21 protein-coding genes and 1 riboswitch are annotated in these 23824 nt (G+C 49.3%); of the genes, 13 read left to right on the plus strand and 8 right to left on the minus strand.

Going from position 1 to position 23824, the window contains the following annotated elements; genetic code table 11:
- Positions 1-88: 88 nt before the first annotated feature.
- The gene (pgmB, locus tag PGL02S_RS12870; protein WP_036643828.1) at positions 89-739 is read left to right on the plus strand and encodes a beta-phosphoglucomutase; all 651 of its coding nucleotides are present in this window, start codon (positions 89-91) and stop codon (positions 737-739) included.
- Between the two features lie 92 nt (positions 740-831).
- Positions 832-3135 (plus strand): glycoside hydrolase family 65 protein, encoded by a 2304-nt coding sequence (locus PGL02S_RS12875; protein WP_036644121.1) that lies wholly within the window; start codon positions 832-834, stop codon positions 3133-3135.
- A gap of 238 nt (positions 3136-3373) precedes the next feature.
- Here PGL02S_RS12875 and PGL02S_RS12880 read toward each other — a convergent pair whose 3' ends face one another.
- Together PGL02S_RS12880 and PGL02S_RS12885 are read right to left on the minus strand one after the other, a co-directional pair.
- Positions 3374-4420 (minus strand): EAL domain-containing protein, encoded by a 1047-nt coding sequence (locus PGL02S_RS12880; RefSeq protein WP_036643831.1) that lies wholly within the window; start codon positions 4418-4420, stop codon positions 3374-3376.
- A 209-nt stretch (positions 4421-4629) separates the two neighbouring features.
- Complete coding sequence (locus PGL02S_RS12885) at positions 4630-6159, minus strand: GGDEF domain-containing protein (RefSeq protein ID WP_036643834.1); 1530 nt, start codon at positions 6157-6159, stop codon at positions 4630-4632.
- A 319-nt stretch (positions 6160-6478) separates the two neighbouring features.
- On the opposite strand from PGL02S_RS12885, the gene PGL02S_RS12890 reads away from it, so the two are divergent.
- The 6 genes from PGL02S_RS12890 to PGL02S_RS12915 all read left to right on the plus strand — a co-directional run bounded on the left by PGL02S_RS12890 (position 6479) and on the right by PGL02S_RS12915 (position 11243).
- Complete coding sequence (locus PGL02S_RS12890; RefSeq protein ID WP_036644123.1) at positions 6479-6868, plus strand: VOC family protein; 390 nt, start codon at positions 6479-6481, stop codon at positions 6866-6868.
- 173 nt (positions 6869-7041) lie between these two features.
- A riboswitch (TPP riboswitch) is annotated at positions 7042-7153 on the plus strand.
- Positions 7154-7266: 113 nt separating this feature from the next.
- Complete coding sequence (locus PGL02S_RS12895; protein ID WP_036643835.1) at positions 7267-8298, plus strand: ABC transporter substrate-binding protein; 1032 nt, start codon at positions 7267-7269, stop codon at positions 8296-8298.
- An 87-nt stretch (positions 8299-8385) separates the two neighbouring features.
- Positions 8386-8679, plus strand: a complete 294-nt coding sequence (locus PGL02S_RS12900; protein WP_006207956.1) for a thiamine-binding protein — start codon at positions 8386-8388, stop codon at positions 8677-8679.
- Entirely contained in the window at positions 8676-9431 is a 756-nt protein-coding gene (locus PGL02S_RS12905; RefSeq protein ID WP_036643837.1) for an ABC transporter permease, read from the plus strand. Before PGL02S_RS12900 ends, PGL02S_RS12905 begins: the two co-directional genes overlap by 4 nt.
- A gap of 58 nt (positions 9432-9489) precedes the next feature.
- Positions 9490-10329: an ABC transporter ATP-binding protein gene (locus PGL02S_RS12910; RefSeq protein WP_006207954.1), complete on the plus strand. Its 840-nt coding sequence runs from the start codon at positions 9490-9492 to the stop codon at positions 10327-10329.
- A 98-nt stretch (positions 10330-10427) separates the two neighbouring features.
- Positions 10428-11243: a TatD family hydrolase gene (locus PGL02S_RS12915; protein ID WP_006207953.1), complete on the plus strand. Its 816-nt coding sequence runs from the start codon at positions 10428-10430 to the stop codon at positions 11241-11243.
- Between the two features lie 30 nt (positions 11244-11273).
- Here PGL02S_RS12915 and PGL02S_RS12920 read toward each other — a convergent pair whose 3' ends face one another.
- From PGL02S_RS12920 to PGL02S_RS12935, 4 genes are all read right to left on the minus strand, one after another.
- Positions 11274-11450 carry an aspartyl-phosphate phosphatase Spo0E family protein gene (locus PGL02S_RS12920; protein ID WP_006207952.1) on the minus strand — a complete coding sequence of 59 codons (177 nt, stop codon included), beginning with the start codon at positions 11448-11450 and terminating at the stop codon, positions 11274-11276.
- A 184-nt stretch (positions 11451-11634) separates the two neighbouring features.
- Positions 11635-13188: an extracellular solute-binding protein gene (locus PGL02S_RS12925; protein WP_036643839.1), complete on the minus strand. Its 1554-nt coding sequence runs from the start codon at positions 13186-13188 to the stop codon at positions 11635-11637.
- Positions 13189-13259: 71 nt separating this feature from the next.
- Positions 13260-14144: a carbohydrate ABC transporter permease gene (locus PGL02S_RS12930; RefSeq protein WP_006207950.1), complete on the minus strand. Its 885-nt coding sequence runs from the start codon at positions 14142-14144 to the stop codon at positions 13260-13262.
- Positions 14145-14174: 30 nt separating this feature from the next.
- Positions 14175-15155, minus strand: coding sequence for an ABC transporter permease (locus tag PGL02S_RS12935; RefSeq protein ID WP_036643842.1), 981 nt, complete (start codon positions 15153-15155; stop codon positions 14175-14177).
- Between the two features lie 354 nt (positions 15156-15509).
- Between PGL02S_RS12935 and PGL02S_RS12940 the strand changes: the two genes are divergently transcribed.
- Positions 15510-17828: a helix-turn-helix domain-containing protein gene (locus tag PGL02S_RS12940; protein ID WP_036643845.1), complete on the plus strand. Its 2319-nt coding sequence runs from the start codon at positions 15510-15512 to the stop codon at positions 17826-17828.
- Positions 17829-17931: 103 nt separating this feature from the next.
- On the opposite strand, the gene nfsA is transcribed toward PGL02S_RS12940, so the two are convergent.
- Positions 17932-18672, minus strand: coding sequence for an oxygen-insensitive NADPH nitroreductase (gene nfsA, locus PGL02S_RS12945; RefSeq protein WP_036643848.1), 741 nt, complete (start codon positions 18670-18672; stop codon positions 17932-17934).
- A 177-nt stretch (positions 18673-18849) separates the two neighbouring features.
- A complete protein-coding gene (locus tag PGL02S_RS12950; RefSeq protein ID WP_006207945.1) occupies positions 18850-19053 on the minus strand; it encodes a cation transporter in 204 nt (67 codons plus the stop codon).
- 302 nt (positions 19054-19355) lie between these two features.
- On the opposite strand from PGL02S_RS12950, the gene PGL02S_RS12955 reads away from it, so the two are divergent.
- The 4 genes from PGL02S_RS12955 to PGL02S_RS12970 all read left to right on the plus strand — a co-directional run bounded on the left by PGL02S_RS12955 (position 19356) and on the right by PGL02S_RS12970 (position 23730).
- Positions 19356-19973, plus strand: coding sequence for a DUF5317 domain-containing protein (locus tag PGL02S_RS12955; RefSeq protein ID WP_006207944.1), 618 nt, complete (start codon positions 19356-19358; stop codon positions 19971-19973).
- 264 nt (positions 19974-20237) lie between these two features.
- Positions 20238-22094 (plus strand): bifunctional diguanylate cyclase/phosphohydrolase, encoded by a 1857-nt coding sequence (locus tag PGL02S_RS12960; RefSeq protein WP_036643851.1) that lies wholly within the window; start codon positions 20238-20240, stop codon positions 22092-22094.
- A 129-nt stretch (positions 22095-22223) separates the two neighbouring features.
- On the plus strand, positions 22224-22454 hold the full coding sequence (locus PGL02S_RS12965; RefSeq protein WP_006207941.1) for a hypothetical protein: 231 nt from the start codon (positions 22224-22226) through the stop codon (positions 22452-22454).
- Positions 22455-22629: 175 nt separating this feature from the next.
- Positions 22630-23730, plus strand: coding sequence for an ArnT family glycosyltransferase (locus tag PGL02S_RS12970; RefSeq protein WP_234972778.1), 1101 nt, complete (start codon positions 22630-22632; stop codon positions 23728-23730).
- Positions 23731-23824: the final 94 nt, after the last annotated feature.

Here is a 23824-nt window from a genome sequence, read left to right on the forward strand (position 1 = left end):
ACTTCAAAATAAAGAAGCATCGTGGTGCTTCCTTTATTTTTGCTGCTTGGTTCAAACGTTTGCACTAATATTCTTAAGGAGGATTATCATGTCATCCATAACTGCTTGTTTATTCGATCTTGACGGCGTTCTGGTGGATACCGCCAAGTATCACTACATTGCATGGAAGCGTCTTGCCGGGGAGCTTGGTTTTGATTTCACCGAGCAGGACAATGAGCGCTTGAAGGGAGTCAGCCGGATGGCTTCCCTCGATATTCTGCTTGAAATCGGCGGAATGACGCTTGATGAAGACGCGAAGCTGGCACTTGCGGAGAAGAAAAACGCCTGGTACGTCGAGTATATTTCCAAAATGGATGAATCCGAGATTTTGCCCGGAGCACTCGACTTTATCCAGGCTCTGAAAGCCCGCGGCATTAAGGTTGCTCTGGGCTCGGCCAGCAAGAACGCCATGCTGATCTTGAACAATACCGGCCTCACCCCTTATTTCGATGCCATTATCGACGGAACGAAGACCAGCCAAGCGAAACCGGATCCGGAGGTTTTCACCATGGGGGCCCATGAACTTGACGTTCAGCCTGATACCTGTGTCGTATTCGAGGATGCAGAAGCCGGAATCGAAGCTGCCACTCGCGCCGGTATGCGCAGTGTCGGCATTGGATCCCCTGAAACCTTGGGACGCGCCGACATCGTTCTATCCTCCCTGGAAGAGTTCACGGTGGACCGTCTGCTGGAATTGTAGAAGCATGAGCTCATACGCTTTGGGCAACTCTAGCAGCATCATCCCATATAGATATGCAACCATTTTCCCTACTTATAAAGGAGCCGATGATTGTGAAACAATATTTAAAGCTAGATGAATGGTCAATTATTGAAGAGGGCTTTGATCCTCATACGCATGAAATCTCGGAAAGTGTATTCAGTATCGGTAACGGATTTATGGGCCAGCGTGCCAACTTTGAGGAAGCCTACAGCGGTTCATCGCTGCAAGGCAGCTACATGGCCGGTGTCTACTATCCGGACAAAACCCGTGTAGGCTGGTGGAAGAACGGTTACCCTGAATATTTTGCCAAAGTGCTGAACAGCACCAACTGGATTGGCATTGGCATCGAAATCAACGGCACGCCGCTTGATTTGGCGAAATGCACAGTGAAGAACTTTGTCCGTGAGCTGAATATGAAGGAAGGTTATCTTTCCCGCAGCTTTACCGCTGTCATGGAAGACGGCAAGGAGCTCAAAGTCGAAGCCATCCGCTTTGTGAGCATTGTGCGTCATGAGATCGGAGCCATCCGCTATGCAGTGACCCCGCTTAATTTCGGTGGTGAGCTGACCATCACGCCTTATCTTGATGGCGATGTGAAGAACAAAGACTCCAACTATGACGAGAAGTTCTGGCTGGAAGTGTTCAAGGAAGCGGCTCAAGGATCAGCTGCCTTAACTGTAAAAACCAAGAAACTCGATTTTCATGTGACGTCCGTGATGTCCTACAACATCGTGAAGAACGGCGAAAAGCTAGATGTGCAAGCAGAGCTGATAGAACAAGAGAAATATGCCGCCAACCGTGTAAGTGTATCCGTATCGGAAGGTGAAGTCATCACCGTCTATAAATATGTCACCAACGTCACTTCCCGCAATCATGGCCTGGGCGAACTGGTGAACGCAGCGCGTGCGGTGCTGGAGCCGGCCGTCGAAACCGGATTTGAGCTGCTCTTGAAGGAGCAAGCTGCAGCTTGGGGCGACAAATGGAAGGAAAGCGATATCGTTATCGAAGGCGATGTGGCAGCCCAGCAGGCGATCCGCTTTAACATTTTCCAGCTCAACCAGACTTACAGCGGCGAGGACGACCGCCTGAACATCGGACCGAAGGGCTTTACCGGGGAGAAATACGGCGGCAGCACCTATTGGGACACCGAGGCTTACTGCTTGCCATTCTACCTGAGCACCGCGGATGCCAGCATCTCCCGCAACCTGCTCATCTACCGCTATAAACACCTGGAAAAAGCGAAGGAAAATGCCAGGAAGCTTGGTTTCACCAAAGGTGCTCTCTACCCTATGGTGACGATGAACGGTGAGGAATGCCATAACGAATGGGAAATTACGTTCGAAGAAATTCACCGTAACGGCGCCATTGCGTACGCCATCTATAACTATGTTAACTATACCGGCGATTTCTCTTATCTTGGTCAATACGGACTGGAAGTGCTCGTGGAAATTTCCCGTTTCTGGGAAGAGCGCGTGAATTACGTCCCCGCGAAGGATCAGTATATGATGCTGGGTGTAACCGGACCGAACGAGTACGAGAACAATGTGAACAATAACTGGTATACCAACCGGATTGCCAGCTGGACGATGGAATACACCCTTGATGTGCTGGAATATTTGAAAGAGAACGAGGATTCCCGCTATGCAGAGCTTACGGCGAAGCTCGAGCTGCAAGAGGTAGAAACGGACAAGTGGCAGGATATCATCAGCAAAATGTACTATCCGGAAGATGCGGAGCTCGGCGTATTCCTGCAGCAGGATGGTTTCCTCAACAAGGAACTTGTTCCCGTTAAGGAATTGGACCCTGTACATCTACCGCTGAATCAGAACTGGTCCTGGGACCGCATTCTGCGTTCGGTATATATCAAACAGGCTGACGTATTGCAAGGATTGTTCTTCCTGGGCGACCAGTACGATCTGGCAACGAAAAAACGCAACTTCGACTTCTATGAACCGTTCACGGTACATGAGTCCTCTCTCTCTCCTTGCGTACACTCCATTCTCGCATGCGAGCTTGGATATCAGGAGAAAGCGTACGAGATGTACCTTCGTACAGCTCGCCTGGACCTCGACAACTATAACAACGATACCGAGGACGGCTGTCATACAACCAGCATGGCAGGAACCTGGATGTCCGTTGTGCACGGCTTCGGCGGCCTGCGTGTAAAAGACGGCGTATTGCACCTGAATCCGTTCATTCCGGGTCACTGGTCTTCCTTCTCCTTCAAGGTCATGTTCCGTGGATCCCGACTGAAGGTCAACGTGAAAGGCAGCGAGACCATCATCGTGAACGAGACGGATACACCTGCTGTCCTGAACGTGAACGGCAAAGAATACAGCATTAGCGGACTTGGAGAGGTAAAAGCTGCAAGATAAGCGGTACGGGGACAACGGGGACATCATGTCCCTTCCCCTCCCATAAACAAGAGCCCTGGATATTATTCCAGGGCTCTTGTTTGTATATAGAGAATGGGCCCCTCAAGCATCCCTTCTCATTATGAAGGGGCCCATTCTCATCCTTGGCAGGTATCTGTATTGCAGGGTCCAGCCAAGGCTTCACCAATCAGCTGCGAGCTTCATTCTCACTTTAGCAGGTATTTACCGATTATGTAGGCTATGAATAGATCAGTTGAGAATGCGGATCACGCGGAGGGCGCTCGGATGGTTTACCGAACAGATACCCCTGCGAGAGCTCGATCCCGATATCTCGGCAAAAATGAAACTCCTCCCGTCTCTCAATGCCTTCAGCCAGCACCATAGCCCCGAAATCATGAGCCATGTTCGTGATCATTTCAAGCTGCTTCTGCTGGGCGGCATTTCGATCGCAATGGTCGATAAGACTCCGGTCGATCTTCACATAATCCGGCTTAAGCCTGATCATCTGCTCCAACGTGGAATAGCCCGCCCCTACGTCGTCCATGGCTACCGAGATCCCGTGACTGCGATAAACCTCGAATATCGATTGGAGGTGCTTCACATCATCGATCTTCTCGGTCTCCACAACCTCAAACACGAAATCCCTCGGATCCAAATGGAGCCTGTCGATGGTATTAAAAGTATGACTGAGACACATCTGAGGATCATATATCGACGATGGCAGGAAGTTTACGAAACGTTTCACACCTAAAGGAAGCCACTCTGCGCTGGTTTCAATTGCACAGGTTCGTGCCGCTCGGTCCAGAAAAGAATGCAGTCCGGTTTTTCGGGCGGTCTCAAACAGCTCATACGGTTGGAACGCGACTCCCCCCTCTATCGGACGAAGCAAAAACTCATATGCAACGATCTGCTCAAAGTGATCTACAATGGGCTGCATATAGCTCGTAAACTGCTTATGTAAAATGACATTGACCATATCGTAATGCTCCATCTGCAGCTCGAACTTCTGCATAGGGGTCCACGTATGCCGGATCTGTGGAGCTTCTCCACCGGTAACACAGAAGGACAGCTCTTGACGAATCTTCAGCGGAAGGGGTTGCAGACACTTTATCATGGAGATTAGTTCCGCAAGTTCCTTATAGTTCACAGCACAACCCTCATTGTTCTCTTGTACCGTGTAGCCGTTCAGTGCAAGCAAGCCAATAAGCTCACCGCTTGCAGGCTTCATATGAACGGTCCCCTGGTCCTCAATCGGTTCAAAGGTGCTGCAATTGTCGCAAATCATGTTCGTCCTCCTTGGCAAGCTAGCTCTCACTATGCTTCTTATCGGCATTTTGAATATGATTTCTTTGCATTTTATGGATTTTATATCGAAGTTATGACCTGTTTTATGAGAAATGCGCAAGATTCGTGCAATGATAGGGTATTAATCTACAAAAATCGACTTATATTGCTTTTAACAACGCATTGTCGATATTTCTGGTTATCCATCCCTTATTCAATCTTCTGGTCCAAAAGCTGCAGCTGCATCGTCCGGTCCACATCGAAGTGCCAGCGGGCATTCCGCTCCTTCGCGGCATACATCGCTGCATCCGCACGGCCAATGAGCTCCTGATCGTTCCGGGCATGATCGGGATACACGGCAATGCCGATACTCGGCGACGTTCTAACTTCATATCCCTCCAGTTCATAAGGCTCGCTGAGCAGCATCCAAATCTCCTCCGCCATCCAGATCAGCTCCTGATCCTCCCCAGCCGACTGGATCATCACAGTGAATTCATCTCCCCCTAGACGGGACACCAGAATCCCTTTGGATTCCAGCGACTGAAGGCGGCATGCAACCTTGCGGATCAACAGATCTCCGGCACGGTGGCCATAACGATCATTCACCTTTTTGAAACGATTCATGTCCATGTAGAGAAGCCCTACCCGCGATCCTGTCCGATCGGCCTCTAACAAGGAGCTGGACAGTCTTGCGTTGAAGTAACGACGATTATACAATCCCGTCAGATCATCCCGGTGAGCAAGCGATTCGCTCTGCCTCAGACTTTCATGCAGTCGATGTAACAAGCGGTCATTCTCATACTGGATCAGGATCTGGCGGAACAGAATCAGAATGACGCACAGGGATAGACCGGTAAACAGACCGTTCCAGCCACCAAACCGCTGCGCCATGAGGGCAAACATTCCGCCCAGCACGCCATATGGAAGCAAATATCTGACGATCAAGGTTCCTACAGGATGCGGTTCCCTCTCTTTCACCGTTTGATTTCCGGTATCGGGTGCGGGCTGTGCACCTGCAGAAGCAATGAAAAACACAGATAACGTATGTAAAGGATCAAGATATGCACGAACTTCGAGATTCACGAAATGGACGAGATAAAAGTGCAGAGCATCACCCATAATATAAGCGCTTCCGCCAAGACTTAATGAAATGACCGCCCATTTCCCTAATTGCCTGGTATTAAAATACAACACCACGGTAAAGAAAATAAGTACCATTCCGCACAGCGGAAACAGCATATCCACCCATACGCTTCCTGTCCCCCCCGAATACGTACCGTCCTGAAGTTCGGGCTTGATTAAATACTCCCAGCCCACCGTCATGAACGTTACGCCAACGATGACGATATCCAGCATAAACCGCAGCCCCCTAAGCGGGCCTTGAACATGCCGGAACAAATAGATGAGGCAGCTGGCGAACAGGATCACTTCCAGTCCCCAGAAATAGCTGGATATCTGGAAAGCGCTCTCTTTCCCGAACCCGAAAAAAAAGGAGGAGACGATCCGGGCCACTGCATCGGCCATCAGTCCGATACTTACCATAAACCAAAACCTGCGAAGATGTGCCTTATAACGCCGGCTGACCCGGATTAAATACACGGAGGCGGCCATAGGAGCAATAATGACTAGCACACGCTGAAGCGATAAAGCATCAGGCATCCACAGAACAGTCATTATCTGAATAAATGCATATATAATGGCGAGTCGAATCCACAGATGATCTGCTGGAGTTGGACTCATAAGCACTCCCCCTTGGCAAAAAGGTAAGCTTGTACACGATGGATGATTTAGGTCTTTTGAATTAAGCTCTCTATTCCTCATGATACTTTTTACCCATCCAAAAGTAAAGACGAGGAAATCAAAGAAAAATCATCTATCCGGCACATCGCTAGAAGATCTATATAATGAAGTTTTTCTACTGGACGGGTGTACTTCAAATGCAAGGACTACACTCAATAAACACGTGAAAACCTGAAAAGTTTCTATATCAATCACCCACTTGACGTATAGGAATCATATGATATTATTCTTCATATCTTATACGAACCGGAAAGGGTGTATGGCAGTGTCACAGAAACGATTGGATCATGTTGGTATTGTAGTTCGAAACCTGGAAGCCACGATAGCGTTTTACACGTCGGTAGTCGGCCTTGAACTAAAGAATCGCCTGACTCATACCAATGGGGTCATTCAACTCGCGTTCCTCGGATTTAATGGAAGTGACGAGACGGAAGTCGAACTTATCCAGGGTTACAGCGACTCGCTGCCTTCGGAAGGAACGGTGCACCATTTTGCAGTCAGTACGGATGATATTGAAGAAGAGTATGCACGCGTCCAAGGACTTGAAGTTCCTCATCTGGACGAGGAAATCGTCACTCTCCCGAACGGCTACCGTTATTTCTTCGTGCATGGTCCCGAAGGTGAATGGATCGAGTTCTTCCAGCGTTAACCCGCACGCAGCAAGGTATCCAACATTTCATCTCTTAAAATGTTCATATGCTGAACTCTTGGGCTGCCTAAACGCGGTTCCCTACATAAGGCCTGTCCTGTTCATGACCTTTTTCGAAAACTAGACAGGTCTTGGTGTTAGGACTATAATAACGGATGTACTGATCGAAACTTCATAAATATCGGGGGAGCTGGAATTTAGCCGGCTGAGAGTGTATCCGCTTTGATACTGACCCTTACACCTGATCTGGGTAATGCCAGCGTAGGAAGCCAATGTTTGCGGCAGCCATATTTGCCGTACTATACACTTACGCCGTCATGCGTCCTGAGATTATCGGGGCGCTTTTTTTGTGGAATTGCGAGGTAATAGAAATAGAACTCATAAGGAGAGAAGACACGATGAAGAAGGGAAGATGGGTCCCCCTGCTTCTCGCTTGTGTCCTGCTGATGGTTGCGGCGGGATGCGGTACAGGCGGACAGAACAAGAACACAGGCGCTGAAGGAGAAGAGGCCAAGAGTCCTGGGAAACTCCGTGACGTGCAGCTGATGCTCGATTGGTCCGCCAATACCAATCACACGGGTCTGTATGCAGCGAAGGAGCTCGGATATTATGAGGAGGAAGGGCTCAACGTCCAGATCGTCCAGCCGGGAGCCGGTGGAACGGATACGCTGGTCGCATCCGGTAACGTGCCGTTCGGCATAAGCTATCAGGAAGGGGTAACCCTCGCCAGAACGCAAGGCTTGCCGCTCGTCTCCATTGCGGCGATCATTCAGCATAATACATCCGGCTTTGCCGCTCCCAAGGACAAAGGGATCGTGAAGGCTGGAGATTTCGAAGGTAAATCCTATGGCGGCTGGGGCTCCCCCGTTGAGGAAGCTGTCATGAAATCCATCATGGAGATCGACGGTGCCGATGTCAGCAAAGTCAATATGGTCAACATGGGCGATGCCGATTATTTTACTGCCGTCAAACGCGACATTGATTTCGCCTGGATCTTCTACGCCTGGACGGGCATCGAAGCCGAGCTCCGCAATGAGCCGCTTGATATGATCTATGTGAAGGACTACTCTGACCAGCTCGATTATTACACGCCGGTCATCGTGACCAACGAGAAGCTGATCCAAGAGGACCCTGAGCTTGTCAGAGCCTTCATGCGGGCTACTTCCAAAGGATACAACTATGCTATTGAGCATCCTGAGGATGCAGCAGCGCTGCTCTCGAAGGCCGTGCCTGATCTGGATGCCGAGCTGGTTCTGGCCAGCCAGAAATGGCTGAGTCCCCGCTATCAGGATGACGCGCCTCGTTGGGGTGAACAGAAAGCCGAAGTATGGTCGGGGTATGCCGACTGGATGTTTGAGCGCAAACTGCTGGAGAAAGAGCTTGATGCAGACCGCGCGTTCACCAATGATTTTTTACCGGAACAACCATAAGGTCTTTTCTATCAAGAAGAGAATCGGCCTGACAGCAGGCTGTCTCTCTTTCATAATCATATCGCTGCACGAAAGGTTGGATTATATATGGCGAACACCCTCTTGAGCATTCAAGTGATACCCCGGACGCCGGGTGGACGGGACAGCATCCCTTATGTGGATGAAGCGATCAAGGTTATTGAGGACTCGGGTGTGAAGTACGAGGTCCATGCACTGGAGACAACCATGGAAGGAGAACTCTCCGAGCTGCTAAAGATCGTCGAGCGCATGCATGAGGCGCTGGTGAATGCGGGAAGTCCCAGCATCATATCCCAGGTCAAAATCGCACATCATCCGAGCGGCATCAGCATGGATAAGCTGACTGAGAAATATCGTCCATGAGAAGCTGGTGGAGCTCCGTCTGGCCGCCTGTTGTGGCGGTCCTCTTCTTTTTGCTGGTATGGCAGGCGGCGGTATCGATCTTCGATATCGAAAAATTTATTCTGCCTGCGCCAACGGCGATCGGATCCGAGGCAGTTACCGGTGCTGCCGGTCTTTTCCAGCATACATTAGCCACCCTGCAGCTAACCTTGATCGGGTTTATCATCGGAACAACAATCGGACTTGTGATTTCACTGGCTCTGCATATGGTGCCTTTTCTAAAAACAGCTCTTTATCCGCTTCTGATTCTTAGCCAGAATGTACCGACTATCGCCCTTGCGCCGCTCCTCATGATCTGGTTCGGCTTCGGCATGCTGCCCAAGGTTATTGTGATTACCCTGGTCTGCTTCTTCCCGGTGGCCATTGCGGCTCTGGACGGGCTCGCCCGAACCGATCGCACCATGATGAATTACATGCAGATGGCGGGGGCTACATCATGGCAAATCTTTACCAAGCTGGAGCTGCCTCATGCCCTTCCCTCCATCTTCTCCGGGATTCGGATCGCGGCCACCTATTCCGTCATGGGTGCGGTCATCGGAGAATGGATCGGCTCCGACCGGGGAATCGGTTACTACATGATGCTGCAAAAATCCGGCTACCGCACGGATCGGGTATTCGTTGCGATTCTGGTCATCGTCCTGCTCAGCCTGCTGATGGTTCTGCTTATCACCCTGCTGGAGAAACGGCTGATCCGTTGGAACCGGAAAAGCTAATGCCCAGCAGTCATGGGCCAATACACGATCATCCTTAATGAAGGAGGTATTTCGCGATATGACACAACAAGTTGCTCCGCCGGTCCAGGGTGGGCTTAATCCCCCCTCCGTGGAAGCCTCTCGGACGCCTGCGCTGGAGGTACGAAACCTTCGGAAAACCTTCCGCGACCGACGCAGCGAGGTTCATGTGCTGGATGACCTTGCGCTTCAGGTACAGCCCGGTGAATTCGTCTCGATTATCGGGCCGTCAGGCAGCGGAAAAAGCACACTTTTCCACATCATCGGTGGCTTAACGGCTCCTGATTCCGGCTCAGTCTTCATGGATGGTCGTGACGTAACGGGAAAAAAAGGGCTCATTGCCTACATGCCTCAGCAGCCTGCCCTGTTCCCTTGGCGAACGGTGGAGGACAACGTGCTGCTTCCCGAGGAGCTCAGAGGCACCCAGAAGGCCGTCGCCAGGGCAAATGCCCGGCGCTGGATGGAACGGGCCGGACTTGCCGGCTTCGAGAAGGCGTATCCGCATACCCTCTCAGGAGGGATGCAGCAGCGGGCCGCCTTCCTGCGCGCATTGATGAGCCCGCAGGAAGTGATGTGTCTGGATGAGCCCTTCAGCGCACTCGATGCACTGACACGCAGTGATATGCAGCGCTGGCTGCTCGATATATGGGAGGAGACGCGCCGTTCGGTGCTGATGATTACCCATCATATTGAGGAAGCACTTCTGCTCTCCGACAGCATCTATATTCTGTCGGCGCGGCCTGGGGCCATTTTAAAACGAATCGAGGTCCCGTTCCCCCGTCCACGCCGTGAGGAAATTCTGCTGGATCCATCCTTCATCACGCTGAAAACCGAAATATCCGCCATGATGCGGGAGGAGCAGCAAGAACGCGGACAGTAACAACGTGAACCGTAAACAGAATAATCATTCATCATCCAGCTCCCATCACATCAATGCCACAGAGCTTCGAGAAAGCTTGGTAGAAAGAGTATGTAACGATGAAATCACTAACGCAAACAGGGGCCGGAGCTCCACTGTTAGACACCCACATTCATCTGGACCGTTATTCGTTATCCGATCAGGAAGCGATTGTGGCGGATATCCGGCATAGCGAGGTTCAGAGCATCATCTCTGTCTCTATGGATCTGGCTTCCTGCAAACGGAATCTGGAGCTGTCCCGGCTGTACGGAACAATGGTACGGGCTGCATTCGGTTATCATCCGGAGCAGCCTGTCCCCTCCTCTGCTGAAACGAAGGCGCTGCTGGACTGGATGGAAGAACATGCCGATGACATGATTGCCGTCGGTGAGGTGGGTCTCCCCTATTATGCAAAATTAGAAGCTGAATCCGAGGGCCGTTCGTGGGATAACCGTCCATATGAATATCTACTGGAACAATTTATTCTTTTTGCGAAAAAGCATCATAAACCTGTGATTCTGCATGCTGTATATGAAGATGCGGAAACCGCATGTCGCTTGCTCGAAAAATATGGCGTCACCCGTGCCCATTTCCATTGGTTTAAGGGCTCTCGTGACACCTTGCTGCGGATGGCGGGTAACGGATATTATATCTCCTTTACGCCTGATATCCTGTATGAAGATGAAATTCGTGAAATTGCTCGCCTATACCCCGATCATCTTGTTATGACCGAGACCGATGGACCTTGGCCGTTCGAAGGTCCCTTTGCCGGGCAGATGACCCACCCTCGGATGACCTCCGCCGTTGCCGCTGCCTGGGCAGAGCTTCAAGGGGTATCCGTGCTTGCGGCGCGGGAGCGGTTATACGAGAATGCCGTACGCTTATACGGCCTATAAGAAAAGCTATCCATACGCCAAGTCGATTGTTCAAGCAATCGGCTTGTTCTCTCTAAGGACTCGATTATATTGATTAATCAGTTCGTCGAGCACAATCGATTGTCTGAGGACTTTGGGATGATTAAAATCACGATACCGCTGCTTTATCTTGTGAAGCTTGTGCCGCTCTCGCTCGATATCAAACTTTATGCCTTCCTTCGTTTCCATGACTTTATGTCCTCCCCTCATGTAATATTTTATACTTTAATGTAAAATTATAGGATGTATGATATTAGACATCAAAGACTTAACATGAGGGGCTGTTTTCGATATTCATGCCTCTAGAAAAACACCCGCGAAAAACCCCGCAATGCGTGAATTCACACGCATTGCGGGGTTTGGGATCACTCCATTATTTTGCAAACTTCTCTTGATATACCTTCGTCATCTCTTCCGTAATTTCCGCCATTTTCGGATCATTTTTTATCGTCTCAATCAATTTATCGTACGACTCAACCGGTTCTTTCCCGGTGATGACCATGACACGCATATCCTCCACTTTCTTGGAGATTTCTGGATAGTATTTGTTATAGGCTTCCGAATACAACTCTCCCGAAGGATTCGGAACCTGCACCGTCTTGCGCTCCGTGACGATGTCTACGTTCCGTGTGTATACTTCATCCGGCATCCCTACCGCGTTGATGGCCATGTCGTCACTTACAAGGTGAATGAAATTGTTCAGGTTGCCGTCACCTGTCTTATCCTTGACGGCCTGCGGCGTTGCAACCTTCTTTCCGTTCTCGACGGTGTAATGGACTCCCTCAATCCCGTAGGTCAGCATCTCATTTCCTTCCGGGCTGTAGCCATAGTCGAAGAGCTCCAGAATTTTTTTCACTTTTGCCTCCGGCACTTTCTTCGGAATCAGGTACACTCCATAGTACGGAGATCCTGAAGGCGTATACTTCACTCCGTTTGGATTCTCCAAGTAGGCAAGCGGCATCAAATCAGCCTTGGGATCCACATTTTTCACCGCTTCGCCAGTTACCCACGCATGGTTCATGGACATGCCGCCTACCCCTGCCTTGGCACTTCGCATCGTATCCATCACCTGCGAGAACTTCATGATCGCAAAATCTTTGGGGAACAATCCTTCTTCATAGGCCTTTTTGATCCACAACATGGCCTCCTTGGACTCGTCCGACGTAAGGATAGGAGACAGCGTATTATCGGCCTCCAGCTTCCATGCCCCTTGCGTTTCATTAAAGAGATTATAAATGTAAGCAAGTGCGCCGGGATTCGCCGCATATGGAATTTCATCAGCCTGTCCGTTACCATTCGGGTCCTGCTCTTTGAAAGCTTTTAACACATTATGAAACTCATCCAGTGTCTTGGGCGTTTCCAGCTGAAGGGCATCCAGCCAGTCCTTGCGGATCATCGGGAACACACCGCCGCCATAGCTTGGATAGTATCGCGGAATGACAATGTTCTTGCCGTCCACCTTGGTGATCTCCCACATGTCCTTCAACTCTTCGCGATTTAAATTAGGGTAGTCTTTGAGAAAAGGCGTCAAATCCCAGAACACCCCCTGCTTCAGCATCTTCTGAAGCTGAGGGTTCTGCATCGTTTCCACAAAAGTAACCTCTGGAAGATCACCGGATGCGAGCATGACATTGATCTTCTCTTCAGCCGTGGATGGGGACAGCCACGTAATGTTCAGTTTGGTATTGGTGTGTTTCTCCAGCTCCTTCCAAAGCGGATTGGTGTTGTCAATAAATTCGGTGGCATAGTTCAAGGTCTGGATCGTAATGCTGGTAGGTTCACTGCTGTCTGTTCCTCCCACGTTATCGCTCGAGGCGCTACCAGCCCCGCTGCCGCAAGCACTAAGCAAGAGCGAACTTGCCAAGAGCAGCAGCCCTGTCATTTTTAAAAACGGCTTACCTGACTTTGGTTCCATGTTGTTCATCATTAGACCTTCTCCCTTATTTAGAATTATTCGACCTGACTGATCATGGTGGCAAAAACAGACCGTATATCGACTCATTCCTTGACGGAGCCCACCATCGCCCCTTTGGCGAAGTGTTTCTGCAGGAATGGATACACTAACATGATTGGAACGGTTGCAATAACAACCGCTGCCATCTTCAACGTTTCCGTTGGAACGGGGCGGTTCACTTGGAAGGCGAATCCTCCGCCACTGCCCGAACCCATTGTGGTTGGATCTACAAGCATATTCTGCAGCAGCACCTGCAGCGGCCACATTTTCTGGTCATTAATAAACATCAGTGCGTTGAAGTAGGTGTTCCAATAACCGACCGCAAAGAACAACCCGAAGGCTACCAGCGCAGGCAGCGACAACGGCAGGATAATCCGCCAAAATACCCCGATATCATTGGAGCCGTCGATCATCGCGGCTTCCTCCAGACTTTCCGGGATGCTGTCGAAGAATCCCTTCATGAGCAGCACGTACCACGCACTGGTCAAGCTGGGCAGGATAAGCGACCAAATGCTGTCAATGAGTCCCACGTTACGGACGACCAGGTACAGCGGAACCAGCCCTGGCGTAAAGAGAAAGGTGATTAATACCATAACCATCATGGCCTTGCGAAATCGAAGGCGTTTACGGGACACCGCGTAAGCCAGGCCCCCGGTCACGAGCAGGCTGAGCAGCGTGCCCACCGTAGCCAGAAACACGCTAACGGAGATCGAAGTGACAAACAAGCCGTTGGACAGCAGATGCTTATAAGCATCCAGCGTCCAAACGCGCGGCCACAGAATCAGGCTTCGTTGATAATACTCCACGGGATCGGTAAACGACAAAATAACGGTATAGTAAATGGGAAATATCGTTGCCAAACCGATGATCAGCAGCAGACTGTTATTTACAAGACCAAACAGCCTTGTTTTCCATCCTTTCTCATGCATGCTTTACTCCTCCTTGTCTTCGCCGATCTGTTAGTACAAGCTTTCTTGACCGTATCGCCTTGCCAATCGGTTGGCCGTAACCACCATAATGACACCGACAATCGATTTGAATAATCCGATAGCTGTACTGTAACTGAACTCACCCTGACGAATCCCGACCCGGTACACATAAGTATCGAACACTTCGGCTACATTGGTGACAGGTGCATTCATCATCAGATAAATCTGTTCGAATCCCGTATCGAGGATCGTGCCCAGGCGCAGAATCAACAGAATCAGGATCACGTTACGCATCGCGGGCAGGGTAATGTGCCACATCCGTCTCATCCGTCCCGCACCGTCCATGACCGACGCTTCATATAATTGCGGATCCACTCCGGCAATGGCGGCGAGGAAGATGATCGTTCCCCATCCAATCTCCTTCCAGATGGACTGCGCCGTCAGCATGCCCCAGAAGTAGTTCGGGTTGGAGAGAATATCAACCGTCTGCCAGTCCATGGAGATTAACCACTTATTGAACAGGCCCTCCGATTGCGAGAACATCAGGTAGGTGAGGCCATAGATCAATACCCACGACAAAAAGTGGGGGATATACACCAGAGATTGAATGGTCCTCTTATAGATGGAGCTTCGTACTTCGTTCAGCATCAAGGATAGAATGATCGGTGCCGGAAAAAAGAAAATCAGGCTCAGGAAGCTGATCGCTAACGTATTTCGCAGCAGCATCCAGAAGTCATGATTGGAGAAAAACCGGGTGAAATGCTCAAACCCTACCCAAGGGCTTCCGAACACCCCAAAGTAGGGAGAATACTCTTGGAAGGCTATGACGAGATTCGTAATCGGAATATATTTGAAAATGATAAAAAAGATAAGGCCCGGCAAAGCCAGCACATACAAATACTTGTCACGCGCAACATCCGACCATATTCGTCCCCATTTTGTTTTGGATTTCAATGGAATGGGCGGCCTCCTGTTTCCTTTTGCCGACCGAACGGTTTCTTGTGCTTTCATCGTTACTCCCTCACTTTCAGCCTTGTCGTGTCGTTCAACATACCGTTATCGGAACGTAACCTTAATGTAAACGGTTGCAAAATTACCTGCAATTCTACTTTTTTTCCGCAGGACCTTGAATCCGGCTCCGGTCGATACAGTGCACGGCGAGTGCTGATTCTGCAAGGCATGTCTTATGTTCCATTTCCTTGGATTGCACTTTTTTTCCTGGGTGAATAAACAGCTTCTCACCAACACCAATAGGAAAATATGATCTTTTCAACCAATCCGCTCATTCGCTATGATAGTATTTAATCATTTCCGGCTTTCTACGATTTAGCCTTGAATTGTCTATGCCAACAGGGGGTTAAAGTAATGAGGCAGCAGAATCCTGAATCCGGTTTCAAAGGTATTATGTATTGGAGAAGCATCGCGCTTGCCGTGCTGTTGACATGCCTCCCCATCTCAGCCATAACCGCCGTTTACCTGTATGTGGGGAACCAGCATATGATCAACCAGTATCAGCAGCGCAACGAGGAAGCTCTGGTTGACGCCGCGAGACAAGTGGACGAGCAATTCACCCAGTTGGTCCATTATGCGCTCAATATGGTCGTGAAGCCGCATTTTAAGCCCTCCTTGTCCGACATGGACTTTGTATCGAATATCGAGGAGACAAACGAGCTGTTTAATACACTGAACCTTGTGGAAAACGCCGATCCCCTGGTGGATCAGGTCTATCTCTACATCAAAAAACAAAATAAAATCATGGAGCCCGACCTCGGGCTTCGAACGCTGGATCAGGCTCAGGATGCGTTAAACTTTAACAAACTCATGGAAGGGGATTCGGATATGTTCTGGGTCCATGACCTGGAGCGGCCTTTCAATAAGGAGAGGTCCTCACACGCACTCGTCATGAGACTTCCGTTCAACGGTCATACACCCTACGGCGCGATTGTCATCTACATCGATCCGTCGAAGCTGCATGTGATCCGCAATAGCGAGAATCTCTCGTTCCTGCTGGATGACCAGGGCCATATCATCGGGGAATCCGGAATGAGCCGCAATATGCCAAAAGCGATGAGTGCGATTCTGGAACAGCTGAAGCTGCCTCAGAATGCCCAACACACAAATCATTTGCGGATGAAGGTTCCAGTCGATCAGGATGTACTGCTGGTGAATACCGTTCAATTTGAGAAAATGCAGCAGAATTGGACCTATGTGTCCGGAACGCCGCAATCCAACATCATCGCTCCCACGAAGCCTTATACCCATATCATTCTGATCTGTTTTGCCTTTGCGCTTGCGGCTTCCCTGGGCGCAAGCTGGTTCGCCTCCAAGAGCATGTACCGTCCGATCCGCAAGATGCTGAATATCATTGGCGGCGATCAGAGCAAGCAGAACTCGCGATACAATGAACTGGATTATATTGAACACGAGTGGAAACAGTACCGATTCTCGCATGATACACTGCAAAATCAATGGAAGCGATCCTTGCCCTCGATCAGAGAAGCTTATATCAATCAATTTCTGAGCGGACAAGCCTCTCACCTGACGGAGCCCGAGTATGTGGTCAAGCTGCAAGAGATGGAGCTTGATATTACCCATAAACATTTCTCCGCGATGGTGCTGCAGCAGCATACTCACGGGGAGGACCGCGCGCCTCTAACGGAAAACGATCAGCATCTACTTACCTATGCCGCATTGAACGTCATCCAGGAGCTGGCCGAGGACATAAGAGCGTATATGCATCCCATCAATTTCTTCGACGGCTCCTTCGGTGTCATCTTGATCGTTCCAGACTCCCACACAGCCGACGAGCAGATGCACAGGATGAAGCTGCTGTGCGATCAGATCATACGGGCACTGCGCGATACACTCCGCATGTCGGCAACCATCGTATTAGGGGGACCGAGCTCAACCTGGACCGATGTTCCTCATATTCTCGAGCAGGCCAAAAGGGCGCTGCATTACCGCTCCTTCGATGCAGGCAGCCAGCTGCTGGAAGCGGACACGGTGCTTTCCCAGAAAAATGACTGGATCGACTATCCGCTGGAATTGGAGCAGGATTTCATTCATGCCTTGAATCTCGGACTTCAGAGGGATGCGCTTCGATCCCTAAGCCGCTTCGTAACGTCGCTTCAGGCCGGAGGAGGCTCGGAGTGGCATGTCCATCATGGGCTCATGCGTTTAATCACAAGCGTTCACCGGTCTATGCTGCAGGCCGGTTTAAATCCGTATCAGGTGTATAATTTCTCCAATCTGCAGGAACAGATGTCCCTGCTTCGGGACCCGAAGGCCTGTGTGGACTGGTTCCAACGCGAAATCATCGGGCCCTACCTCGAGCAGCTGACCAAGAACTTCAGCAGCTCCATGAAATCGCTAGTCGAAAACGTGCTGGAGCAAATCGAGCAGAACGGGATGCAGGACCTCTCCCTGGATGTCATGGCGATGGAGGCCGGCGTCAGCGCATCCCAATTGAGCAAAGCATTCAAGCAGATGACGGGCACCAATTATATCGACTATCTGACAACGTTCCGAATGAACCGCTGCAAAGAGCTGCTGCTGACCACGGATCTTCGCATTCATGAGATTGCGGAAGCCGCGGGGTATCAGCCCCCTTATTTCAATCGGATGTTCAAAAAACTCGAAGGAATCACGCCTGGCCAATACCGTCAGCAGGGAATTGGCAAATGATATGGCACAGGCATTATGAAGAACCGCTCTCCATATAGGGAAACATTGAAAAAGCCGCTTTAAGGTTGCGGGAAGCAACCCTAAAGCGGCTCTGTTCATTATACTAACGCTTCATAAAACCCTTCCCGTTTAGAAAGTCCTTCATGTGCAGTCTTACCGGCTCCGCCAAGCGTTTGGCCATAAGTTCAGACCACGGCGTGCTGTTCTTGCCTGCTGTCCGCTTGGATAGATAATCCGCGGAAACCTGATCATAACTTCTTACTTCCTCAATGGCTCCCGGATTGTAGCTGTCCCGGTGCAGGACCGCTTCTACCGGAAGGCGTGGACGAAGCCCCGGATCCTGGTCCGGGTAGCCGAGGCACATGCCAAATACCGGATAGACCAGGTCCGGCAGCTCCAATGCCTCGGAGAAATCAGCTATCGAGTTGCGGACCCCTCCGATGTACACAATGCCAAGACCCAGCGATTCCGCAGCAATCGCGGCATTCTGCGCAGCCAAAGCGGCATCCACGGTGGCCACAATGAAATTCTCGGTGGAATCTTCATACGTCTCCTTGTCACCCGAATGCGCCTCAGTACTTTTTTTCAAACGGTAAAGATCTGCGCACCACACAAGGAATACGGGGCACTCTATAATATAGGCCTGATTACCGGCCAAGCCGGCCAGCCGCCGCTTCTTCTCCTGATCGGTAACCGCAATGATGCTGTAGGCTTGAACATTACTGGATGTGGATGCCATCTGGCCTGCTGCCACAACGGCCCTTAGCTGCTCCTCCGACACCGGCTTGTCCAAGTATTTGCGAATCGATCGATGATTCATCAGCAGTGACAATGTATCGTTCATCGGGTACTCACTCCTTCATGTTCTATAAGAATGGTTCCATCTATTATGAAACTTCAAATCTGGCTGCGCAAGCTCACACAGCCTGTGACTTTACAGCAAAAAAACCGGAATGCCAGTATCCGGCATCCGGTTTCATATTCAGCCAAGGCTCTCAGCTTTGGAATTTAATGGGCTCCATCAGGATACGATATCATACCCTTGCTCTTCAATCGCTTCTTTCAGTGCTTCAAGGCTAATCTTGCTCTCGTCATATTCGACAGCCACTGTATTGGATGCAAGATCGACCTTGCCTGACGCTCCCGCACTCTTCAGCGCGCCTTCAACCGAGTTCACGCAATGATTGCAAGACATGCCCTCCACTGTCAATGTCACCTGTTTCATGATGTTGTCCTCCTATTTACATGATATTCGTTACACTTTAACTGTACTATACCCCCCATAGGTATGTAAAGTTCATGAATTTGCTTCTTTCTGCAATAGAAACACGAAAAAAGTAGGAAGATTTATCCTTTTAATCTGTTATAATGTATATAAACTCTTAGATTCAAACATAAAGGGACAAGCTTTTTAAATGATTCTCCGAAATTTTTCCATAAAATTTGAATCTGGTTGCAGGAATTACCACTTCGCTGTCGAATTATCTTATTACAGAGATACTGAACTATGAAAGTAGGAATTCTATCATGGTATTTGACGGCATTATACTAGGGTTAATTGTCGGACTGATACGAGGCGGACTCCGCCACGGACTGCTGCAATTCAGCAAGATACGTCTGAAGGGCGGCTTAATCTTCCCAATTCTCCTGATCGTACAGCTGCTCATATTCCGTTTTCAAGAGAATTCTGATTGGCTGGCAGCCGCAAGTGGATATATTTTTATGCTCATCTATGTTGCCGGCATGATCTTCCTCTGGATGAACCGGGATCAGAAAGGTTTCGGCAGTATATTAGCCGGTGTCTTCCTCAACTTTCTCGTCATGGCGGTCAATGGTGGCAGAATGCCCGTATCCATGAGTGCCGCTTCTGTTCTTGATCCAATATACGTGGACATGCTCATGGATGCGACAGCTACAACCAAACATTATTTAATGGATGCTTCCACTCGCCTGTCTCTTCTTGGTGATATCATACCGTTATCCCCACCCTATCCAAGAACACAGGTAATCAGTATCGGCGATATTATTATGAACATTGGTATTTTTCTCTACATCGTGCATCTCATGACTTCCGGCAAGAATACCACCGTTCAAAATATAATTCGAAAATCCGATACTACTGAACAAGTTGAACCACAAAATTAATAATACATCATACCATCTGGAAAGGAGGGAGAACTATGAAGAAAACTGATAAAATCAAGTATAACCGCATCGTTTTGAATGCAATCATCGTTGCTTCCGTTGTTGTCGCTCTGACTTCCGGTTATAGATTGGGATAATAAGACTTATTTCAAAAAAACAGGCTGAGAACTCCAGCCTGTTTTTTTATATCTTTTTCGTTGTTTTGCGACGCATTATATCTTAAAATGTGGAGAATACACCATGCTTTTTTGAGGAGAAACCGTTATGTCCATATTTAAGCGTCCTAAGATTTCTCGAGAACTTCCAGGACAGCTGTATTTTGTGTTTATTTCACTTATGGGCTGTTTAACCTTTCTACTAGTACATCGAGGAGAATTTTTATATTACTCCCCTTCACAGTGGGTATGGGTTTATGCAATGTTAGGTGCCGCCCTAATATTAAATTACTTCACCTTTCAGCTACCGCCTGAGGGTAATTTGCAATCCATGGATTCGTCTGTTTATTTGGCTTGCATTTTCATATACGGAGCACCATTCGCTCTTTCTGTCATTCTGTTTAACACTCTGGCAATAGCACTATATGACAGAAAAATTCCATTCTGGAAGCATTTCGTAAACTTCTCTATATATACACTTATGATCGTCGGATCCTCTCTTGTGTTCAACGCTGCAGGAGGTCAGACAGGACCTATTCTAAACAATCATTTTGGAGCTTACCTCGGCGCCTTGCTCGTATATTTTATAATTAACGTGTTTCTCCTTGGTTTCTACTATTATTTGCTATATCGGGGATCTTTATATGACATCCTTAAATCCTTCATAAAAGACACCCTGCTTGTCTATTTAAGCACGCTCATCCTGTCCATGGTTCTTTCCGTTCTTATCGTTCATAATGGCGTGTTCGGCTTAACTTTGTTCATAGGTTTGAGTATTATGCTCTCCTATTCCTTCAAACAATTATTCTCCATGTACAATGAAGTTCAAGAAAAAGCAATCAAAGATCAGCGAACAGGATTATATAATCACAGCTATTTCGAAAATTTGCTTGAAGACGAAATCAAGAAAGCCAAGGCAAATGATACACCACTGTCTTTGGCCATGATTGATATTGACGATTTCAAGAAGTACAACGATCAGTTCGGGCATTTGAAGGGTGACATGCTCCTTGGGTTCCTTGGCAATTACCTAAAGGTGGAATCCGAAGTGGCAGAGGTAGTAGCCTCTCGCTTCGGCGGTGAAGAATTCACCATCCTCATGCCAGGCTATGATGAGAACAAAGCCCGTTCCTTCATTAACAGGCTCCGCAAAAAGCTGAACGATACCTATTTCGAAGGGGTCGAAATTTTCCCGTCCGGGTGTCTCTCCTACTCTGCCGGCATTGCCACGTACCGGATTGACATCCATGACAAGTCACAGCTTGTCGAGCTTGCCGATCAGGCGCTGTACTACGCCAAGAAGCAGGGTAAAAACAACGTGCATGTATACGGCAGCGGTGCCAATAAAGAATCCGAGATTGACTTCGCGGATGACGTCCGCGATATCGAGCAGCAGCTTAAACTCTTTTTGTATAAAGACGTGGATACATTCAAGCACTCCAAGCGCGTCTTCCGCTACGCCATGGATATGAGTGAAGTGCTCGGACTCGATAGTGTGGAGCGGCGCAATTTCGTACTCGGCGCACTTATTCACGATATTGGCAAGCTTGAAATCCCTTGGGGTATTTTAAACAAACGGGACAAGCTCTCTGCCGGGGAATGGGAAACCGTAAAACGACATGTCAGCTGGGGTAAACGGATTGCGGAAACCAACGAGAAGTTCAAGGAACTGGTTCCTTATATTGAATTGCATCATGAACGTTACGACGGCGGCGGATATCCGCACGGGTTCAAGGGCATTCAAATCCCCAAGCTGTGCCGCATGCTGACTATTATTGATTCTTTTGATGCGATGACAACGGAACGCCCATACCAGAAAACCAAAACCTTCGAAGAAGGGATTGAGGAACTGCACCGATGCTCCGGCACACAATTTGATCCGGAACTTGTTGAACTGTTTGTTCATTATCTCAGGCTTAAAGCCGAAACACAGCAGCAGCCCGCAGCTGGTTTGGAGACATCATGAAGTGGATACTTTGAGTGATCTCCTGTGATCTCCTGAGTGGACCATCCCCCTCCCTCCGTCATTTCGATGTTTGATGCTTCCTCAAATAAGGTATAAAGGTAGTATCACAATGATAGTGAGGTGAGATCAGTGGCTGATAAAAAGAAGGATCTACCGCTTGATAACGGTCCCGGCAACATGGATCACCCTGAACAATATCCAACGGAAAAAGAAAGCCTGTTCGATAAATTTGAGAGCGAGCAGCATGTGGACCCGATTCCGATGGAAGATGCCAGGCTGGAGCGTCAGGAAGAGAAGCAGCGGGACGGCACATCGAAGAAACGATCTTCCAGCGCCGATAAATATCACAGCGGCTTCTAGAATGGGACAGATCCTGGTTAAATCGAACGTCATTTGAACTTATGGCTCCGTTTTTTGCGGAGCCTTTTTATTTCCTTGAATTTTCTTTAATATATAAGGGTATGTATGTGATTAACCTACAGATTATATAAAGAGTGGAGTGGAGCCTTTGTTTTCCATATGGACGTTAAACCGTGTGCAGCGAAGGTTACTGCTGATACTGATTGCAGCGGTTCTGGTGATGTCCTGTCTGCTGGTGCTGACTGGCCGACATGAACCCTCACCGAGCATTAGCAGTGTAATCGAAGAACGATATATCCAAAGTGCGGCCATGATCAGCCACCCCGGTGGAGACCTTGAAGACCATTCCTCCAGCGTCATGCCCGGTGTGCCGCTTATGATTGCCGGACTTGCTGCCCTATTCGGCAGCATGGATGCTGCTCTGGTCGCGTACCAGCTGCTCCAATGCATCTTTCATGCCTTTTCCGTTTACTTGGTATTTGTGCTGTCCCGCTACATGTTCAATACGCGAATCGCCTTTCTGTCGTGCTTCATCTATGCTCTGTTCTGGCCGGCTTACGGCGCAGTGCGTCTGATCCTGCCAGATATTACGATGCAAACCTTAATGCTGCTTCTGGCCTGCGCTGTAATTGGAGCGCTTGAATTGAGGCAGGCTGGCTGGTATGCCGCTGCCGGTGCACTTACCGCTCTTATGGCTTGTTACAATCTGCAGGCACTGCTGTACCCGGTATTGTTCATTCCCTTCTGGATCAAGTACCGCAGCCCGGTCAAAATCGTAACCGGAGGCATTATTCTGATTAGTGCCGGTTACTTGCTCATCCTGTCTCCATGGTGGCTGAACATCCCGCTTTTTAATCGGTTGAGGTATATGTCCGGGCCGTGGAACCTCGCCTCACTGTGGCTGGAATCCCGATACATTGAAGGCAACCCCTTGGTTCACCTCTTCCGAAGCATATTTGCCGGCCGCACCTCCAAGTATGCGGCTGCCATAGGTAATGAGGAAGCAAGAAGAGTCGTACAATCCGCATTGGATGCCGTACGCCTCGTTATGCTGTTCGCCGGGGTTGCCGGCGTGATCTGGTCTGTGTGGAAATACCGCCTGAAACGGCAGCTGCCGGTGCTGCTGACACTGCTGTATTTCATTGCCGCCGAATGGTTCGTTCCAAGCCTGGACGGAACCGGCTTTCCTTATTCGGTCTTTCTGCTTCTATACGCTGCATTTCTGGCAGACAAAGCGATCATATACGCGCATAGATCCCGCCTGCTCCGCAAATAGGCATCAATACGAAGCCGATCCTATCACAGCGGCCACCTACGCCTGAAAGCACTTTTGATTTCGTGCCTTCAGGCGTTTTTCCATAGTTTTGCAT

Origin of the sequence: Paenibacillus glucanolyticus NBRC 15330 (assembly GCF_004000885.1) — a bacterium.
In the GTDB taxonomy this organism is placed as follows: domain Bacteria; phylum Bacillota; class Bacilli; order Paenibacillales; family Paenibacillaceae; genus Paenibacillus_AQ; species Paenibacillus_AQ glucanolyticus.